Here is a 15,330-nt window from a genome sequence, read left to right on the forward strand (position 1 = left end):
GGTCGGGTACCGCTGCGTAGGCGACGAAGGAGCAAGCAGCGGTGCCCGACCGACGCGCCCCCAGGGCGCCGAAAACCCGCCGCAGCGAAGCGGAGGCCAAAAACACAGCGGGTCCGGGCAACCGTCGTGAGAGTTTCCGGTGTACCGTGCCCCAGTGTTCCTTCGTCAGCTCGAGCCACGCACCGCTCGCACGAACTCCGAGGTTCTGAACTTCGCGCTCTGGCCGTTCGCGGTCATGACAGCGATCCATCAGATCTTCGTCATGGGGACGAATTTCAACGTCACCGACGATTTCGCGCCGGTGTACAAGGCGTCGCTCGCATTCCTCCACGGGCACGCGATCTACAACGACAACGTCAACCTCACCGACCCGCACTACCTGTACCCTCCGGGTGGCACGCTGGTCATCGCGCCGCTGGCGTTCATCGACCCGATGCATTCGAAGTGGTGCTTCGTCGCGCTCAACGCCGTCGCGATCATCATCGCCTGGTACCTGATGCTGAAGCTGTTCAAGCTGAGCGTCAAGCACTGGGCCGCGCCGCTGACCCTGCTGCTGATGTTCGCCTCCGAAACGGTCATCAACACATTGGCTTTCGGCAATGTGAACGGGTGCGTGCTGCTGGCCGAGGTTCTGTTCATCGTGCTGCTGATCAAGCGCAAGGATCTGTGGGCGGGCGCGATCATGGGGTTGACGCTCACGGTCAAGCCGACCCTCGCGCCGATGTTGCTGATTCCGCTGCTGCGACGGCAGTGGAAGGTGTTCATTCCCGCGGTGGGCGTACCGGTCGTGCTGACGGCGCTCGCTCTGCCGTTGATCAAGGATCCGATGGACTATCTGCGTCGGACTCTGCCGTACTCGATTCAGGCCCGGGACTACTTCAACAGTTCGATCCCGGGTACGGCCGCCTATTGGGGGCTGCCCTCGCCGCTGGTGTGGGCCATCCGAATCGCCATGGGCGTGCTGGTGGCGGTCTCGATCTGGCTGCTGTACCGGTACTACCGCAACGACGAGGTGTTCTTCATCTGCACCAGCACCGGTGTGCTGCTGGTGGGCGAATACCTGATCAGCGGGCTGGGCCAGCAGTACTACTCGATGACGCTGTTCCCGTTCCTGATGACGATCGCGCTGCGCAATTCGGTGCTGCGCAACTGGCCCGCGTGGCTGGCGATCTTCGGGTTCACCACCTACGACAAGTGGCTGCTCGACCATTGGCAGAGCCTCGGGCGGGACCTGGAATACCTGCGCATCACCTTCGGGTGGGGTCTGCTGCTGATCGTGACGTTCTGCGTGCTCGGTGACCGGTATCTGGCCGCGCGTCGCGACGGTCGGCTCGGCACCGGGATCGATCCGCTGTTCCTGCTGCCCGAACGGGGCGCCGCGCCCCTGCCGGAGGTCACGGACCCTGTTCCCGGCACGGTGGACGAGCGGGAATCGCTCGAGGAAGACGATGATCTGTCCGCCGTCGCCGAACCGGAGCGCAGCGTGGCGCGATAACGGGCCAACGGTTACCGCTGTGCTAATAACATTGATCGCAATTGCCTTGATTACAACCTGCCGAGTGGCAGTGTCCGATTCGCACTAATGTGACCGGGACTATTCACACCTGATTCACATGGAGCGGCAGTTGTTTTCGAAAGTTGTTGCGGTAGGCGCGGTCTCCCTCGGATTGGTGCTGGGCCTTTCCGGGGTCGGCACGGCCGATCCGATTCAGCCCGGGCCCACCTCGAAGGGTCCGTTCACTCAGACCGGCGAGCCGACCGGTAAGTCTGCCTGCCAGGCCGCGTCCATCGCGACCGGCAAATACAGCGGGTGCTTCGAGTACCCGGCGGGGAGCGGGAAGTGGTATTTCACGCCCTCCAGCTAGACAGCGCGTAGTGATGACGATCGCCCGGGTCGGTGGGTGAAGGACCGTCCGGGGCGGTCGCCGTCGTAGGTGTCACAGTCTCGTCATTCCGCCGCGGCGGCGTACGCAGGTAGTCCTCACTAGAATCGATCTCATGAGTTCCGACGCCGATACCTCGCTTCCCACCCCCGCGATCGTGCTGACCCCGCAGCAGTGGCGGTCAAAGCTCACCCCGCAGGAGTACGCGGTGCTGCGCGAGGCGGGCACCGAGCGCGCCTTCACCGGCGAATACACCGATACGGAGACGTCCGGGGTGTACGAATGCCGGGCCTGCGGCGCCGAACTGTTCCGCAGCACCGAGAAGTTCCATTCCCACTGCGGCTGGCCGTCGTTCTTCGACCCCGCCGACTCCGACGCGGTCCTGCTGCGCACCGACGACTCCCTGGGCGCGCGGCGCATCGAGGTACTGTGCGCCAATTGCCACAGCCACCTGGGCCATGTCTTCGAGGGCGAGGGCTACCCGACCCCCACCGACAAGCGGTACTGCATCAACTCCATCTCGCTGCGTTTGCAGCCGAAGGACGGTCCTACCAGCTGAGATACCCGCTGCCAGCCGCTCACGGACGCCGAGTGAACGTTTTCACCGAGCGTCCGCGAGGTCGACCACCGGGCGGTCCGGGAGCACATACGCCTGCGTGGTGATAGCAGAGTTCTCCTCGTGGCCCAGGATCAGCCGTGCCGCCGGAATACCGTGCGACGCCAACACCTGCGCCGACCTTCGCGGCCGGAATTCCCAGCCGTCACCATCACCGCCAGGATCCGCTTCAACGATTCCGACAGCTGGATCCCACGACCTCTTCAGCGCGGAGCGACCGCCGCGGGCTCGCGTGCGGAGTTCCGGCGGCGGCGCAGCGCCGCCCGGACGACCGGCGCGCGATCGGCGGCTATGGCACCGATCAGCACAGCGCCGCTGACGATCTGGCTCCAGTAGCTCTGCACGCCCGACAGCGCGAGCCCGTTCTGCAGCACGGCGAGGAACAGCGCTCCCACGATCGTGCCGGTCACCGAGCCCACTCCCCCGCGGAAGCTGGTGCCGCCGAGCAGCACTGCGGTCGCCGCGTCCAGGGCCAGCGTCGCTCCCACGGTCGGACTCGCGGACTGGATGCGGCCGACCTGCACCACGGAGGCCACGCCCACGAAGACCGCGGCGATCACGTACACCAGCACGACCGTGCGGGTCGTGTTGATCCCCGCCAGCCGCGCGGCGTCGGGGTTGCCGCCGGTGGCGTACACGTCCCGGCCGAAGTACGTCCAGCGCAACACGAACGCGGCCAGCAGATACGCGGCGAGCATCAGCCAGATCGGCACCGGAATCAGCCACGTGCCGGTGCCCAGCGACGCGAGGAACGGTGAGGCGATCTGCCGCGTGGCGCCGCCGGACCACACGTTGACCACACCCTGGAACACCGCCGACGAGCCCAGGGTGACCACGAGGAACGACAGCTTCGCCCGGCCGATCAGCAGCCCGTTGACCAGCCCGCCGATCACGATGGTCAGCACCACGGCGGCGCCGGACGTGAGCCCGGCGTCTCAGCCGCTTTGTCATGGCGGCGGCGCGAGGCGGTGAGCGGCGTTGCTTCAACGGAAATCCGGTCGCCGCCGAAGAGTGACGGCCCCGAGTGGGGAGTTTCGGCCGGTGCGGTGTCAGACATGATCGTAAACGTCGTCTGGTAATGGGTTGCCGTTGCCGTATCGCAGGAGTTGTCTGGGCGGTGGTGTTCGTGGCCGGATGCTGATCAGGCGATCGTGGGTTCATCGCCGGCGGGGGCTGTGGTGGTGTGATTCGAGGTGTCGAAGGTTTGCGCGATGAGGGCTGCGCGGAGTTGCCATTGGCCGTCGGCGCGGGTCGGGTCGGCGCCAGTGAGTGCGGTGATGCGTTTGAGGCGATAGTCGAGGGTGTTGGGGTGGATGTACAGGCGGTGCGCGACTTCCTGGCGGTTGCCGTTCAGCAGCAGGTAGAGGCGCAGTGTATCCAGCAGTGCGGGTTGGTCGGCGAGTGGAATCAGCTTGGCGGCGAGGATGTCTCGGGCCGGTCCCGGACGGGTGACCTGGTGCTCGGCGGAGAGTTCGCCGAATCGGTAGAGCCGGGTGACTGTTCGGTCGGACCGGGTTCCGTGTAGCCGGCTTGCGAGATCGAGCATCTCGTGCAGTGTCTTCGTGCTGGCCTTGATTGCGTCGGCGTCGGCGACACCGTGGACGGCGACGACCGGAACCTGCGCAGCCTCGGCGAGTGTTTTGATGAGCGGTGCCAGCGCGTTCGGTGTCATGGTGTCCGACGGGATGAGAATTGTCCCACCGCGGCTGCTCAGCAGCGAGAGCGCATCGCCGCGGGTGTGGTGGGTCAGTGCGGATTGGGCGCGCCGGATTTTGCGGCGCCCTGCCACGCTGCGGTCGAGGCCGTCGATGTGTTCTGCGGGGTGCGGCGCCAGAGAAATCGCCAGCACGTGATAGGACTCCGCGATCGTCGTACCTGCCGCGCGTGCCATCGCGCTGGTGGCCCGGTCCTCGAGCAGCGCGGTGGTGAGTGTCTGCCTCACGGCGTGATGCTCGGTGACGGAACGGTATTCGCGCAGGTACGCCATTGTGACCGTGGTGTTCATCAGATCGAGTAGCGCGATGGTGCGGGTGCCGAGGTCGACGCAGTCGGCGACCGTGGTCACTGTGGCTTGGCTGGTCACGAGCGCGTGAGCCATCTTCGACCCCTCGTGCAGGGCGTGCAGGATCACGTCTACCGGGATACCCGCGCGCGCCCAGCGCCCGGCGGCGGCTTCCAGTTGCGCTACCTCGTGTTCGGCGGGTGTACCACGCCCGTCCAGGATCGCGGTCGCGATTGTGAGGCAGTTGACAGTCACGGCCGTGACGTCGCCGCGCAGGGTGTCGTCGGGCATGGTCAAGCAGTTTGCGACAGTCTGCTTGAAGTGCTGCACCATTTCTCGGGCCAAGGCTGTGCGGTCACGGAAGGACGTGGCAGCCGGCCCGGTATCAGCAGCGGTATCGAAAGCCTTTTTCGTCTGCATCGTGCACTCCTCTCACCGTCGAGACCGCGATGATGCCGGGCTCGATCGGCAGTACTTCTCAACGTGAAGGTGCGGACTGATTGTCGAAAGACCGCATCGTGAACCGGAGTAAAAAGTCCGGTTGGGATCGACCAGTTTTCCTTACATCTTGGTGACGGTCAAGGCTTGTGCGAGTCGGGTTATCTAGGCGGGCAGCGGTTTCCGAACGATGCAACCCGGTTCGAGGGCGGGTGCCGGAGTCGGCGGCCTGCGCTGGGCGGCGGGCTGTCAGCGCAGCCCGGAAAGCAGGAGTTGCCAGGAATTCTCCGCGACCCGGCGTCGGCGGCGTTCGGGAGTTTTGGTGAGCAGGCCCCCGATCAGGGCCAACGCCAGCATCAAACGGTCCGCGGTGATATCGGAACCGAGACTGCCGTGGTCGCCGGTAGCGAGTTTGTCGGCGACCAGAGTGTGCATTCGTGCGTGGGATGCGGCCACATCCTCGCTGTCCGGGGCCAGGGTGGCCACGAGCCCGGCGCATCCGACGAGCTGGTCGAGGATTCTGGCCAGCAGAACATCCAAGGTGCATTCGGGTTCGGCGACGAGCGCCTCGAGGTGCTCGAGATCCTGCTCCAGCAGGGATCTGGTCAAGGCCGCGCGCCCGGAGAAATGCCGGTAGAACACCCCTGGGCTGACGTCCGCCGCTTCCCAAATGCGCGCCAGTGGTACGTGCGGGCCGCTGTGGGCGAAGACCTCCCGCGCGGCCCGTATCAGGGCCGCCCGATTCTCCGCCGCGGCGGCCGGACCGCGATTGACGCGTGAGGGCGCTTTCACGCCCCCACCATACAATCGGCAGATTTCGGGCCGGTCGACTCGCATGGGAGCGGCACACCTCAGCTCGATGGTGTGCTGCGAGGATGCCGGTCGGGTGCAACATCGCGCCTCGCAAGCTCAGGCGAACGTGCAGCCCGCGACCGGTTTGTCGGCCAGCCGGTCCACCGCACATCGATCACCTCGACCGGCGGTACCCCGGCCGATCACGATCGTCGGGCGCGGGCCCGGCACCCCGCCGCGGGCCGGTTGCCGGGATGTAGGTCCGGTCACCACCGCCAGTGATCCATCCTGGCGCAGCAACCAGCCGCGTCGGTCTCTGCTTTCCGCCTCGCGCACCGATCCGGCTCTGTGTGTTCATCGTCAACTCCTCATAGAGTCACGTCCGCCGTGGCAGGCCGGTAACCGGAGGGAAATATCCGGTTACTGGAGGGAGTGTTCCTCACCTCAGGTCACCGGTCAAGCGTTCGAACATTCTGCGTGGTGCCGATGGCTCGACTTCAGGTGCGAGACAAGATCGACGCGCCGCACCCCGGTCGGACTGCGGGCACTTCGCCGGTCTGGGAAGGAAAATCGTCGTCTCGAACCCCTCGACCGGCGCACTTATCCAGAGTTGCCACGATCAAATCCCTGGGTGGTCGACGGTTCGGTCGCTGAGGCACGGGAGTCACATTCGCCCGTTCTCGGATTGGCGCAACGGATCTCGGCATCGACCACTCGCACGATCAGGCGACCGGGAGCCTCTGCTCCCGGCCGCCTGCCTGGTGGTCACGCTGGTGGGCTCGATCGCGCTTGCCGGTGCATTCCGGCATGCAATGGTGTGGTCGGGAGCTGTTGGCATCGGCGGAATCTGAGTTGTGGATGAGCGTGTCCGAACGCTCGGGCGTGTCCCGCGAACGCGTCATGATGCCGATGTACGCGTGTTTGCCGGGGTTCGAGCGGGCGACCGCGAACCGCCCGGGCCTGGTTTCGAAGCGCTCTGGACTATCCGGGGTGCGACATCTACATTCATAGACACTTTGGCCGCCAAGTGTCTATTTTGGTTGGGTAGTCCGAGTGAGCATCGGATCTCGACAGCGGCCGGCGCGCACTCGAACAGCACGTCCTCCCAGGACCGGACCACGCGAGGACGGCCTAGACGAGAGGTGCGGACAATGGGTTCCGGCAATGTCATCGGCGACATGATCGGCGGCCGACGGCGAGCGGTGCGGCGCCGGTCTCGTTGCACGGGAGTGGTTGTGGCCGTGGGCGCGCTGATCGCGGGCGCGGTCGCGGCCTCGCCGCCTGGCATGGCGGAATCCGGTTCCTGCGGTACGCATTTCGTCGCGAGCTGGCTGGCCAGTCCCACCGATGCGATCTCCCCCGTCGACGCCTCGGGCGGGCCGATCCCCCTCACTGTGGACGATCAAACCTTCCGCATGGTCATCAGTCCCCATCTGGGCGGGTCCGAGGTGCGAATCCATCTGACCAACAGATTCGGGCTCACCCCGGTGACCTTCGGCCAGGTGAACGTCGGCGTTCAGACCGCCGCAGCGGCGGTCCGCGACCCGCAGCCGGTGCGCTTCGGCGGAAAGACATCGATTACCGTCCCGGCGGGCGGCGATATGATCAGCGATCCGGTTGCCTTGCGGTTCAACGCATTCACGCCACTCGCGGTCAGCATATACGTACCCGGTTCGGCCGGGCCGCCGACCAAGCATTGGAATGCCAACGCCACCTCCTATTATTCACCACCGCGCAGTGGCGATCTGACCGGCCGGACCGACGGGCGGGGGTTCGGAGCGACCACTGGTTCCTGGCTGTATCTCTCGGGCCTGGATGTCGCGGCCTCCGGCCCGCAGCGCGCCATCGTGGCGTTCGGCGACTCCATCACCGATGGCTTCGTCTCCTCCACCCCGCTCAGTGTCCCGGCCGACCGCGCCGTCGCCGATACCAACGGCCGATACCCCGACCGCCTGCAACACATCCTCGACCGCGCCGGTATCCCGATCTCGGTGGTGAACGCCGGAATCGGCAGCAATCGCCTCCTCGCCAGCGGTGAACCGCTCATGCTCGGCCCGAGCGCACTGGAACGTTTCGATCACGATGCCCTGAATCAGGCCGGGGTCGCCGGCGTCCTCCTTCAGGAAGGGATCAACGACCTCGGTCTGCTGCCCCGGCCCGACGCCGATCAGATGATCGCCGGATACCGGCAGCTCATCGCGCGAGCCCACGCTCGCGGTATCAAGATCTGGCTCGGCACCCTGTTGCCCGCCTCGAACGCCATCGTCGACGGTCGGGCCCTCGCACCGAACAGCGAAGCGACCAGGCAGCGAATCAACTCATGGATCCGCACCCAGCACGACGCCGACGGCGTGGTGGACTTCGACGCCGCGCTCCGCGACCCCGCCGACCCCGCCGTATTGCAGGCCGCCGACAGCAGTGTCGATCACCTACATCCCGGACCCCACGGTTATCAGGCCATGGCCGACGCGGTCGACCCATCGATGCTGACCACGACGACCGAAAACTCCTGTCACCCAAGCTGATACAAGCTCCGTCCCGAACCCTCGCTCGGTCGCGCGGTGGAACTCTGACACGATAAGGCGACTGAGCTGGTTGCCTGCCGTTGCTGAGGAGGGCGCTCGGCGTGGGCTCGTTCACCGGTTGATGGAATAGTTCCCGAAAGACTTCGTCTGGGAGGCGTCCGGTCGCAGTCCCCGTCAGGAGGGGTGACGGAGTCGTCCATCGCCGGTCCTTAACCGGACCACTGGAGAGGCATTTGCGGCACCCGTCTTGGCGCGGTCTTTCCACAGTGGGCGACTGCATACCGGGTACTCGCATCATTCGACGATCCTGATGCAGGACGCTTCGCAACGTGATGATTGTGCCGTCTGTATAGAGGTGTGGCCGTTCCACTCCGATGTAGCTATCAGTCAGCTAACGTCGGCGTGCGGTTTGTTCTGTTCTGATCCTTCGGTGCGACGGGCTGGAAGGTGGGACGTGATGGCCGGTTGGACGCGGCGGCGGATGTTCGCGGCGGGTGGTTCGCTGGTGTTGGGGGCGACGCTGTCGGCGACGGCGTCGGGGTGTGGTTCCGGATCCACCTCGAATTCGTCGGGGAGCGGATCGACATCGGCGGAATCCGGTGATCTGCGGGGTTCGGCACCGATGCCTATATTTTCGCGTATCCGCTGGTGATGAACTATCGCACGATGTACAAGCAGGCGATCGAGGGCGGCTGACCCGGCCAGCATCCGAACATCCTGGGACGAAAGGTGATGTGCATGTCCACTCTTGGTGACGCGCGGTTGACCGGCGATGAGAGGATCGAAACCTCGTTCGGGACGATCGAGCTCGAGCACACCTTCCCGACCGACGCGTCGGCGCAGTTGTTGTTCGACCAGCTCGATGCCCAGCGCGCCGCGCAGGGGTATCTGTGGGCGCTGCCGCTGGTCGGGTTCCTGACCTGGCGTGAGCGCGCGGGAAAAACGTTCGGCGCCACACAGTTCGGCGACTTCGTCGTCTACGACTCGCTGCGCGAGAAACGCGGCATCGTGACCGCGAACCTCACCACGCCCTACATCATCAACTTCACCAGCCTCGCCGAGGGCCCGGTCCTGATCGACTACCCCGCCGGCCCCACCGCCGGCGGCGTTCTGGACTTCTGGCAGCGCCCCGTGGTCGACCTCGGCCAGACCGGCCCCGACAAAGGCAACGGCGGCGGATACCTCATCCTGGGCCCAGCCGACGATGCCACCGAGTTCGAGGGCTCCGGGCGCTATGTCGTGCAATCGCAGACGGTGAACATCTTCATCGCGTTTCGTGTGCTGACCCGCGACGCGGACCTGATGGCCGCGGCCAAGAACGGCCTGAAGCTCTCGCGGGCCGGCCGCGACCCCGCGCCGGCACGGTTCATCGAAGGCGTCGACACCGAATGGAGCGCAACCCCGGGGCGCGGTCTGAGTTTCTGGCAGGACCTGGCCATGGCACTGCACGAGGAACCCGTCCGCGAGGTCGACAAAGCCCTCATGGCCATGCTCGAACCACTGGGCATCAGCACAGGGGAACCCTTCACGCCCGACGAACGCCAGCGTCGCATCCTGACCGAGGGCGCCGCACTCGGTGAGCTGCTGGTGCGCAACATCCAGGTCAACCCGCGATACACCGCCCCCTATTGGCCCGCGACCAGCTGGTACAAGAGCTTCGATTTCGACATCGAGCAGGAAAACGACACGATCCTGCAACTCGATCAACGCGCCACCTGGTTCTACGAAGCAGTCACCAGCACCAAAGGCATGGTCCACCCCACACCCGGCGCCGGACAGGTCTACATGACCACCAAACGCGACGACCGAGCCCGCCTGGTCCGCGCCGACCACACCTACCGGCTGCACGTACCCGCCGGCGTGCCCGTCGCCCAGTTCTGGTCGCTGACCCTCTACAGCGAGGACACCCGCCGGCCATACGACAACGGCGGCACCGACATCCGCAGCGTCAGCCTCGACAGCCGAGACCCCGACCTGCAATTCAACGACGACGGCAGCATCGATCTGTATATCGGCCCCACCGCCCCCGAAGGCGCACAGAACAATTGGATGAAAACCATCGCCCAGGACGGCTGGTTCGTCTACTTCCGCCTCTACGCCCCCACCCAATCCTTCTTCGACAAAACCTGGTCACTGCCCGACTTCCAAGCCATCTGAGCGCACCAGTCCTGGCACGGCATCGAGACCAGGCAAATCCGACGCCCACGGCCGGGAGCCCCAACTCGGTGATATTCGTCCCGGCCGCGCGGCTGCGCGCTCGCCCGACTGGCCAGGGTCCGAGTTATCCTGTTTTCCCGCGTAATAGCCCCGGGTTGAATATTGCATCTGGGTCCAGGTGGGCGGCGGCAGCCAACGGCCGGACCGTGTACTGCGTACTGGTCGACCGCACCGACGCCCGCGTGGGTCCTACAGCCGACACAGCATGGTCAGCGACCCGAACAAGCAGCCCTACACCTGCGACCACGCCGCTGCCGCATGCCCGACGGCACCGACGCCCCGGGTTATACGCGGTGTGGTGCGTCTTACCAGGAGTGTGAACGCCGCATCAGGTGAGCTGCGCCGCTGCCTCGTCGCGCGCCCGCGGAGTGCGGGCCGAACTCGCCGGTGTCCAAACCCACGCAGCTATCTGAAGATGATCGTGAGTCCGACGGCGGCTGCGGCAACGGCGGCGACGATGAGGATTGCCGCGACGATCCGCGATGTCATGGGCAGTGCTGCCTGCAGGTGGGCGAGCATACGGTGTCCGGCCGTGGTGGGGCAGAGCAACAGAGCGATCATGAGCACGGCGACCGGCGCAACCGCGATCACGACGAAGACCGTGGACAGTCCCAGGCGCGAGGCGATGGTCTCGTTGGCCATTACGGCGATGGCCCCGTAGAACGGTGCCGAGGTCAGTGACTGGGCGGTCCAGGTGATCAGACCGAGTGCGCTGGCCGCGGCCGGGTGCAGACCGTGGTGCACCGGCAGTGACATCGGTGGGCGGAGGAATCCGTGCACCGCCGTACCGATGACCAGCAGCGCGATTACCACCACGATCGCGGCAACAGCCGTCGGAGACAGCGAGTTCAGGGCCCGGTGCACAAGTTGCAGGATCACGGTGAACGAGAACACCAGGGTCAGCGCCAGCCCGCAGATCCCACCAACCATGAACGAAACGGCTGTCCTCGCATACGCCCACCGCGATGCGCTCGATATCCACACAAAGGAGACCGCAAGCAACGCCAGGACATTCACGGAGTCCACCACCGCCAGCGGAACGATCGAGAACAACGAATTCATAACCCTGTGATTGTGCAGCACGCTCACAACCGGCTAAATGCCCCCACCCGGATCACGTGATCCTTCACGCCGGACACCCTGCATACGCAACCCGGGGCGGTAGCTGTGTATCTGAGACACAATCCAATCGGACCTCGCCAGGGTTCCCGGTCAGGGCCCTGTGGCTTCGATCAGAGTGCGAGCGGAGTAGGCGATGAACGGGCATTGCTGCTGGATCTGGTTGTGGAGCAGGCGAAGTCGGTCCAGGTAATCATCGATGGTGAAGCCGGGGACCACCGCGCCCCGCGGGTGCAGCAGCGCGGCGGCCCTGGCGATGTCGGGTGACCACGACTCGGTGGCAACCACGGTCGGCGGGAAGGTCTCGGCCTCGGCGAGGACTTCGCCACCTCCGGTCTGGATGTCCAGGGCAGCGGTCGCGGTCTTCAGCCAGGGCGCTCATGCCAGTCTCGTATGAAGCATCGACCGTTTCCCGGCACGCAGTACCGTGCGGTCAGTGCGTTTCAGACAGCGGAAACGAGCCGATGCACTCAGGCGAGAACGCACTCTTCTGCCGATTTCCGGTTGTTCTCCGGGTGTAGCGGCTGCGTTGTTGTGACACGGTGGCGCTACTCGGCGAGTGGCAAAGAGCTGACGGTTCCGCGCTCGGTGGTTGCACCGGCATTTGTCGTACGGATCCTTGTCGGTGGAGGCGGCCCGGCTGAAGCTGCCGGGCAGCGGCTTCCGGTGAGGTCGCGGTGACCGTGTCGGGCGACGGCGTGTGCGGTCGCCGCCGGGGTTATTTGGATTCCAGTCGTCCCACTGGGTGGGCATCGGTGAGGATGGATTCGGCTTTCCTCCAGTCGGTGTGGTCGATCTCGGTGACGTGGTGCAGGGAGGCGAGGGTGACGTGCTGGATGAGAGCGACACGGCCGTGGTTCTCGTCGGTGGTCTCTGCCACCTCATAGCCGGAGATGCCGCCGAGGAAGTGCTCGCCGCCGTACACGGTGAGCAGGCTTTTGTTGCCGCGGCTGAGGGTGTAGGGCTCGGTTGTCCAGGCCGGCCCCCAGGTGTAGAGCGGGACGACAGATCCAGCCGCAAGCTTTCGTCGACCGAGAGGCCAAATCCGCAGGCCCGCATAGGTTATGTGTCGCACGAGACGATCGACCGGACCTTGTTCATCCAGGCCCGTGGCCAGATGCACCACGAGCTGACCCCTAACCTGCGCACCCACCGCGCCATGCGACGGTCCACAGTGACACACCGACGGGCAGTGCACTGGTATCGACCGACGGGTGGGTTTGCGGACGGGGCCTGAATCGCTGGCGTTGTTGCGGCCCTTCGCGGTCGTGCTGGTGACTTATAGCCCCTGCCGTGGAGCGGGCACCGTTTGTAGGGTTTGTCCACGTCGGGTCGGTCCGCGGTTCGGCGAAGGGTGTGATGAGCGAGGAGTGGGTGATGTCTGAGCTGGTGCCGGTGCAGCAGTCGCAGGAGGCCACGGTGGCTCCGATCCGGCAGGCCGGACACAGTGATGATGCGGTGACATTCGCGCAAGTGAGCCATCGGCTGGCACGGAACCTGTTCGACGCCGGGTTGCGCCTGGACTCGCTACACGAAGTGTTTGAGCAGAACAGCGTCACGGCGGCGGAACTACGCACTGCCAGTACGGCGGTCGGTACCGTGCTCAACCAATTGGACGCTGTACTACGCGAAACCGGGCTGTTCGTGCCCGGGCCAGTGCTGAACTGGAGAAGTTAGTTATGCCCACTCGATTTCTCGGGACGCGTCGGTACCTGGCCCTGGTCAAACGCCGACCCATCTATCAGATTCAACTCTCAGCCGTAATTACATTCGCGATCATTCTGCTTGTCATCGGACGTACCCATTTCCTGTGGGGGCCGGATGAGCTCACCAATGGATTCGGTGAGGCCTTTCTAATAGCCGGTGTGCTTGCAGGGTTGGTCGACCCTGTCGTTCAAGCGCAGTTCGCGACCGATTGGGGCCGAGACCTATACTGGGCGATATTCAGCCCGAATGCACCGCTCGACTTCCGAGACGCACTACAGGGCCTCGCATCTCCAGACGGTTATCTCGACCGCGTCAAGTATGAATTGGACTTTACTCGTGTCGACGAACCTGACACGCCTGGATATCTGAACGTGAGCTGGGGAATATGGACCCGAGGGACAGTCTTGGACCGGCGGGGCTATTTGATGCATGGCCAAGTTGTCGTCGTCAGTCGACATGATGGTAAGCCGTCGCAATACGTGTACTGGTCATTCGAGAGCGGCGATCGCAAAATCGCCAAAGACACGGCGAAGCTTGCGAGTTCCGGCGCACTCAGCGTAGACAGTAGCGGCCGGACGGTTCTCGATCAAAAGAAGCTCAGGATCGACAGCGGCGTTCCGTTTCAAGGTAATTATGCGGTTGAGCGCCACATCAAGACGTCACGGTGGATGGTGGACTTCCTGCCACTGTTTCAGCCGCGCGTTGCCCTGCGGCAAACAATCGTCATCAAGGGGTCCGCCGTGCCCGGCTTAGAATTTTCCGTTACGCAGGTCGGCGCAAGTAATGAATTGACACTGTCGCCGGATGCCGAAGATCAGAACGACCTCAGTTGCGAAATAACGCAGGTCGCATTTCCTGGCCAGACGACATTGGTACAGTGGAAGCCAAGAACTGAGCCGTCTCACCCCACTTAAGCGGTTGAGGCTGGAAGTTCTATGCTCGCCCCGCCCAGCTTCACCCCCAGCGACCGATTATTAGCCGTCACACCGGCGTGTCGGCCAGGTGTCAACCTGAGGAGTATGGTGCCGGACCGAATTCAATTTATGATATCGACGATAGATCGCGCAGTGATGCCGCTGACCGGGTGAACTGAAGTGCACGGACGGCCCCGTCCAGTCGGGCGGGGCCGGTGCCGTTCAACCCTCACATGCCGCAGATCGCACTGGCCGAGCGGTTAGTGCGGCAGAAACCACTCCTCGTCGATCTCCGTGGTCAGATAATTGGACCACCGAGGTCCGACAGAACTCGAACGGATTTTCGCGACGTCTCTTCACACCGACCGTAGCCAATGGCCCTGGCCGGGCAGATTACGCACGGCCCTCCCGACCCTTGATCGCCTCGGCGGCCAGTGGTGGTGTGCAGCTGCAAATCTCGGCTTAAGGTTCCCAAATGGGAAGTCCCGCGCGATTGACTCTGTATGAGTGGGCAGTCTGTGATCGCGAGACTCAGACCCGGGTGTTTGGCTGGGCTAGTCACGAACTGATGCCCGCCCACGCGTCGCAGGCGATGATGGCGTTGTCGGTGGCGCGGACGCTGCGGCCCGAGCTCCGGTTCCAGGACTGCCTGGCAGCGCACAGCTGGGTGGCCTACGACGGTCAGCGGCCGGTGGCGTTTATCTCCGCTGAGCTGTCGAGATGGCGTCGGCCGGAGGTGTTCTCGCCGAGCAAGTCGTTCAGCGAGCCGACAGGGCCGTGGATGTCCTTCTCGACACTGGTTGATCCCGAGTTGTGGGGCCGTGGGTACGCGGGTGCAGCCAAGTTGGCCGCGTGTGAGCGGCCCATAGCGGCGGCCGCGGAGGCCTTCCACGTCTGCATCCGTCACGACAACGCGCGCAGCCTGTCGGCGATCGTCAAGCTCACCGGCATCGAGGACATCGGCACCTCCGTCGACGACGGTCACCAGTGGCGGCATTTTCGATGGCGACACAGCTGACTTCAGTTAATGCGAGTGAGCGATATTGCCGCATAGTGCGCGGTCGATGAGACACAATCAGACAGCGACCCACCGGGTGCCTCGGACCGATCCGGCCGA

Annotated in this window: 15 protein-coding genes and 1 pseudogene; 9 read left to right on the plus strand and 7 right to left on the minus strand. The window is 64.7% G+C overall.

Going from position 1 to position 15,330, the window contains the following annotated elements; all coding sequences use genetic code 11:
* Positions 1-154 precede the first annotated feature (154 nt).
* The 3 genes from JZ791_RS24220 to msrB all read left to right on the plus strand — a co-directional run bounded on the left by JZ791_RS24220 (position 155) and on the right by msrB (position 2,442).
* Complete coding sequence (locus JZ791_RS24220) at positions 155-1,495, plus strand: glycosyltransferase family 87 protein (protein ID WP_216897505.1); 1,341 nt, start codon at positions 155-157, stop codon at positions 1,493-1,495.
* Between the two features lie 130 nt (positions 1,496-1,625).
* A complete protein-coding gene (locus JZ791_RS24225) occupies positions 1,626-1,865 on the plus strand; it encodes a hypothetical protein (RefSeq protein WP_216897506.1) in 240 nt (79 codons plus the stop codon).
* Positions 1,866-1,998: 133 nt separating this feature from the next.
* On the plus strand, positions 1,999-2,442 hold the full coding sequence (gene msrB, locus JZ791_RS24230) for a peptide-methionine (R)-S-oxide reductase MsrB (protein WP_216897507.1): 444 nt from the start codon (positions 1,999-2,001) through the stop codon (positions 2,440-2,442).
* 42 nt (positions 2,443-2,484) lie between these two features.
* Here the strand turns inward: msrB and JZ791_RS46100 are convergent, their stop codons facing one another.
* The 4 genes from JZ791_RS46100 to JZ791_RS24245 all read right to left on the minus strand — a co-directional run bounded on the left by JZ791_RS46100 (position 2,485) and on the right by JZ791_RS24245 (position 5,731).
* On the minus strand, positions 2,485-2,610 hold the full coding sequence (locus JZ791_RS46100; RefSeq protein WP_256461944.1) for a hypothetical protein: 126 nt from the start codon (positions 2,608-2,610) through the stop codon (positions 2,485-2,487).
* A 92-nt stretch (positions 2,611-2,702) separates the two neighbouring features.
* Positions 2,703-3,407, minus strand: a complete 705-nt coding sequence (locus tag JZ791_RS24235) for an ABC transporter permease (protein WP_216897508.1) — start codon at positions 3,405-3,407, stop codon at positions 2,703-2,705.
* 233 nt (positions 3,408-3,640) lie between these two features.
* Positions 3,641-4,921 (minus strand): PucR family transcriptional regulator, encoded by a 1,281-nt coding sequence (locus tag JZ791_RS24240; protein ID WP_498049406.1) that lies wholly within the window; start codon positions 4,919-4,921, stop codon positions 3,641-3,643.
* Between the two features lie 267 nt (positions 4,922-5,188).
* Positions 5,189-5,731 (minus strand): TetR/AcrR family transcriptional regulator, encoded by a 543-nt coding sequence (locus JZ791_RS24245; RefSeq protein WP_216897510.1) that lies wholly within the window; start codon positions 5,729-5,731, stop codon positions 5,189-5,191.
* 1,151 nt (positions 5,732-6,882) lie between these two features.
* Here JZ791_RS24245 and JZ791_RS24250 point away from each other — a divergent pair.
* Together JZ791_RS24250 and JZ791_RS24255 are read left to right on the plus strand one after the other, a co-directional pair.
* The gene (locus JZ791_RS24250) at positions 6,883-8,256 is read left to right on the plus strand and encodes a GDSL-type esterase/lipase family protein (protein ID WP_254206232.1); all 1,374 of its coding nucleotides are present in this window, start codon (positions 6,883-6,885) and stop codon (positions 8,254-8,256) included.
* Between the two features lie 738 nt (positions 8,257-8,994).
* Positions 8,995-10,413: a DUF1254 domain-containing protein gene (locus JZ791_RS24255; RefSeq protein ID WP_216897511.1), complete on the plus strand. Its 1,419-nt coding sequence runs from the start codon at positions 8,995-8,997 to the stop codon at positions 10,411-10,413.
* Positions 10,414-10,878: 465 nt separating this feature from the next.
* Here JZ791_RS24255 and JZ791_RS24260 read toward each other — a convergent pair whose 3' ends face one another.
* Positions 10,879-11,403, minus strand: a complete 525-nt coding sequence (locus tag JZ791_RS24260; protein WP_216897512.1) for a hypothetical protein — start codon at positions 11,401-11,403, stop codon at positions 10,879-10,881.
* On the opposite strand from JZ791_RS24260, the gene JZ791_RS24265 reads away from it, so the two are divergent.
* Positions 11,402-11,545 (plus strand): hypothetical protein, encoded by a 144-nt coding sequence (locus JZ791_RS24265; protein WP_216897513.1) that lies wholly within the window; start codon positions 11,402-11,404, stop codon positions 11,543-11,545. The genes JZ791_RS24260 and JZ791_RS24265 overlap by 2 nt on opposite strands.
* 260 nt (positions 11,546-11,805) lie before the next feature.
* Here the strand turns inward: JZ791_RS24265 and JZ791_RS45240 are convergent.
* Together JZ791_RS45240 and JZ791_RS24275 are read right to left on the minus strand one after the other, a co-directional pair.
* Positions 11,806-11,961, minus strand: a pseudogene (locus tag JZ791_RS45240) (SAM-dependent methyltransferase); the annotation flags it as partial.
* Positions 11,962-12,310: 349 nt separating this feature from the next.
* Positions 12,311-12,718 carry a hypothetical protein gene (locus JZ791_RS24275; RefSeq protein ID WP_216897514.1) on the minus strand — a complete coding sequence of 136 codons (408 nt, stop codon included), beginning with the start codon at positions 12,716-12,718 and terminating at the stop codon, positions 12,311-12,313.
* Positions 12,719-12,951: 233 nt separating this feature from the next.
* On the opposite strand from JZ791_RS24275, the gene JZ791_RS24280 reads away from it, so the two are divergent.
* The 3 genes from JZ791_RS24280 to JZ791_RS24290 all read left to right on the plus strand — a co-directional run bounded on the left by JZ791_RS24280 (position 12,952) and on the right by JZ791_RS24290 (position 15,231).
* Positions 12,952-13,269, plus strand: coding sequence for a hypothetical protein (locus JZ791_RS24280; RefSeq protein ID WP_216897515.1), 318 nt, complete (start codon positions 12,952-12,954; stop codon positions 13,267-13,269).
* A gap of 2 nt (positions 13,270-13,271) precedes the next feature.
* Positions 13,272-14,213 carry a hypothetical protein gene (locus JZ791_RS24285; RefSeq protein ID WP_216897516.1) on the plus strand — a complete coding sequence of 314 codons (942 nt, stop codon included), beginning with the start codon at positions 13,272-13,274 and terminating at the stop codon, positions 14,211-14,213.
* A 568-nt stretch (positions 14,214-14,781) separates the two neighbouring features.
* Positions 14,782-15,231, plus strand: a complete 450-nt coding sequence (locus JZ791_RS24290) for a GNAT family N-acetyltransferase (RefSeq protein ID WP_216897517.1) — start codon at positions 14,782-14,784, stop codon at positions 15,229-15,231.
* Positions 15,232-15,330: the final 99 nt, after the last annotated feature.

Origin of the sequence: Nocardia alni (genome assembly GCF_019038435.1) — a bacterium.
Taxonomy (GTDB): Bacteria; Actinomycetota; Actinomycetes; order Mycobacteriales; family Mycobacteriaceae; genus Nocardia; species Nocardia alni.

Excerpts from the sequence above, each read along its gene's own strand:
- msrB (WP_216897507.1), top strand. The coding sequence starts at position 1,999 with ATGAGTTCCGACGCCGATACCTCGCTTCCCACCCCCGCGATCGTGCTG.
- JZ791_RS24240 (WP_498049406.1), bottom strand. The coding sequence starts at position 4,921 with ATGCAGACGAAAAAGGCTTTCGATACCGCTGCTGATACCGGGCCGGCT.
- JZ791_RS24250 (WP_254206232.1), top strand. The coding sequence starts at position 6,883 with ATGGGTTCCGGCAATGTCATCGGCGACATGATCGGCGGCCGACGGCGA.
- JZ791_RS24255 (WP_216897511.1), top strand. The coding sequence starts at position 8,995 with ATGTCCACTCTTGGTGACGCGCGGTTGACCGGCGATGAGAGGATCGAA.
- JZ791_RS24265 (WP_216897513.1), top strand. The coding sequence starts at position 11,402 with ATGAACGAAACGGCTGTCCTCGCATACGCCCACCGCGATGCGCTCGAT.
- JZ791_RS24260 (WP_216897512.1), bottom strand. The coding sequence starts at position 11,403 with ATGGTTGGTGGGATCTGCGGGCTGGCGCTGACCCTGGTGTTCTCGTTC.
- JZ791_RS24280 (WP_216897515.1), top strand. The coding sequence starts at position 12,952 with ATGAGCGAGGAGTGGGTGATGTCTGAGCTGGTGCCGGTGCAGCAGTCG.
- JZ791_RS24285 (WP_216897516.1), top strand. The coding sequence starts at position 13,272 with ATGCCCACTCGATTTCTCGGGACGCGTCGGTACCTGGCCCTGGTCAAA.
- JZ791_RS24290 (WP_216897517.1), top strand. The coding sequence starts at position 14,782 with ATGCCCGCCCACGCGTCGCAGGCGATGATGGCGTTGTCGGTGGCGCGG.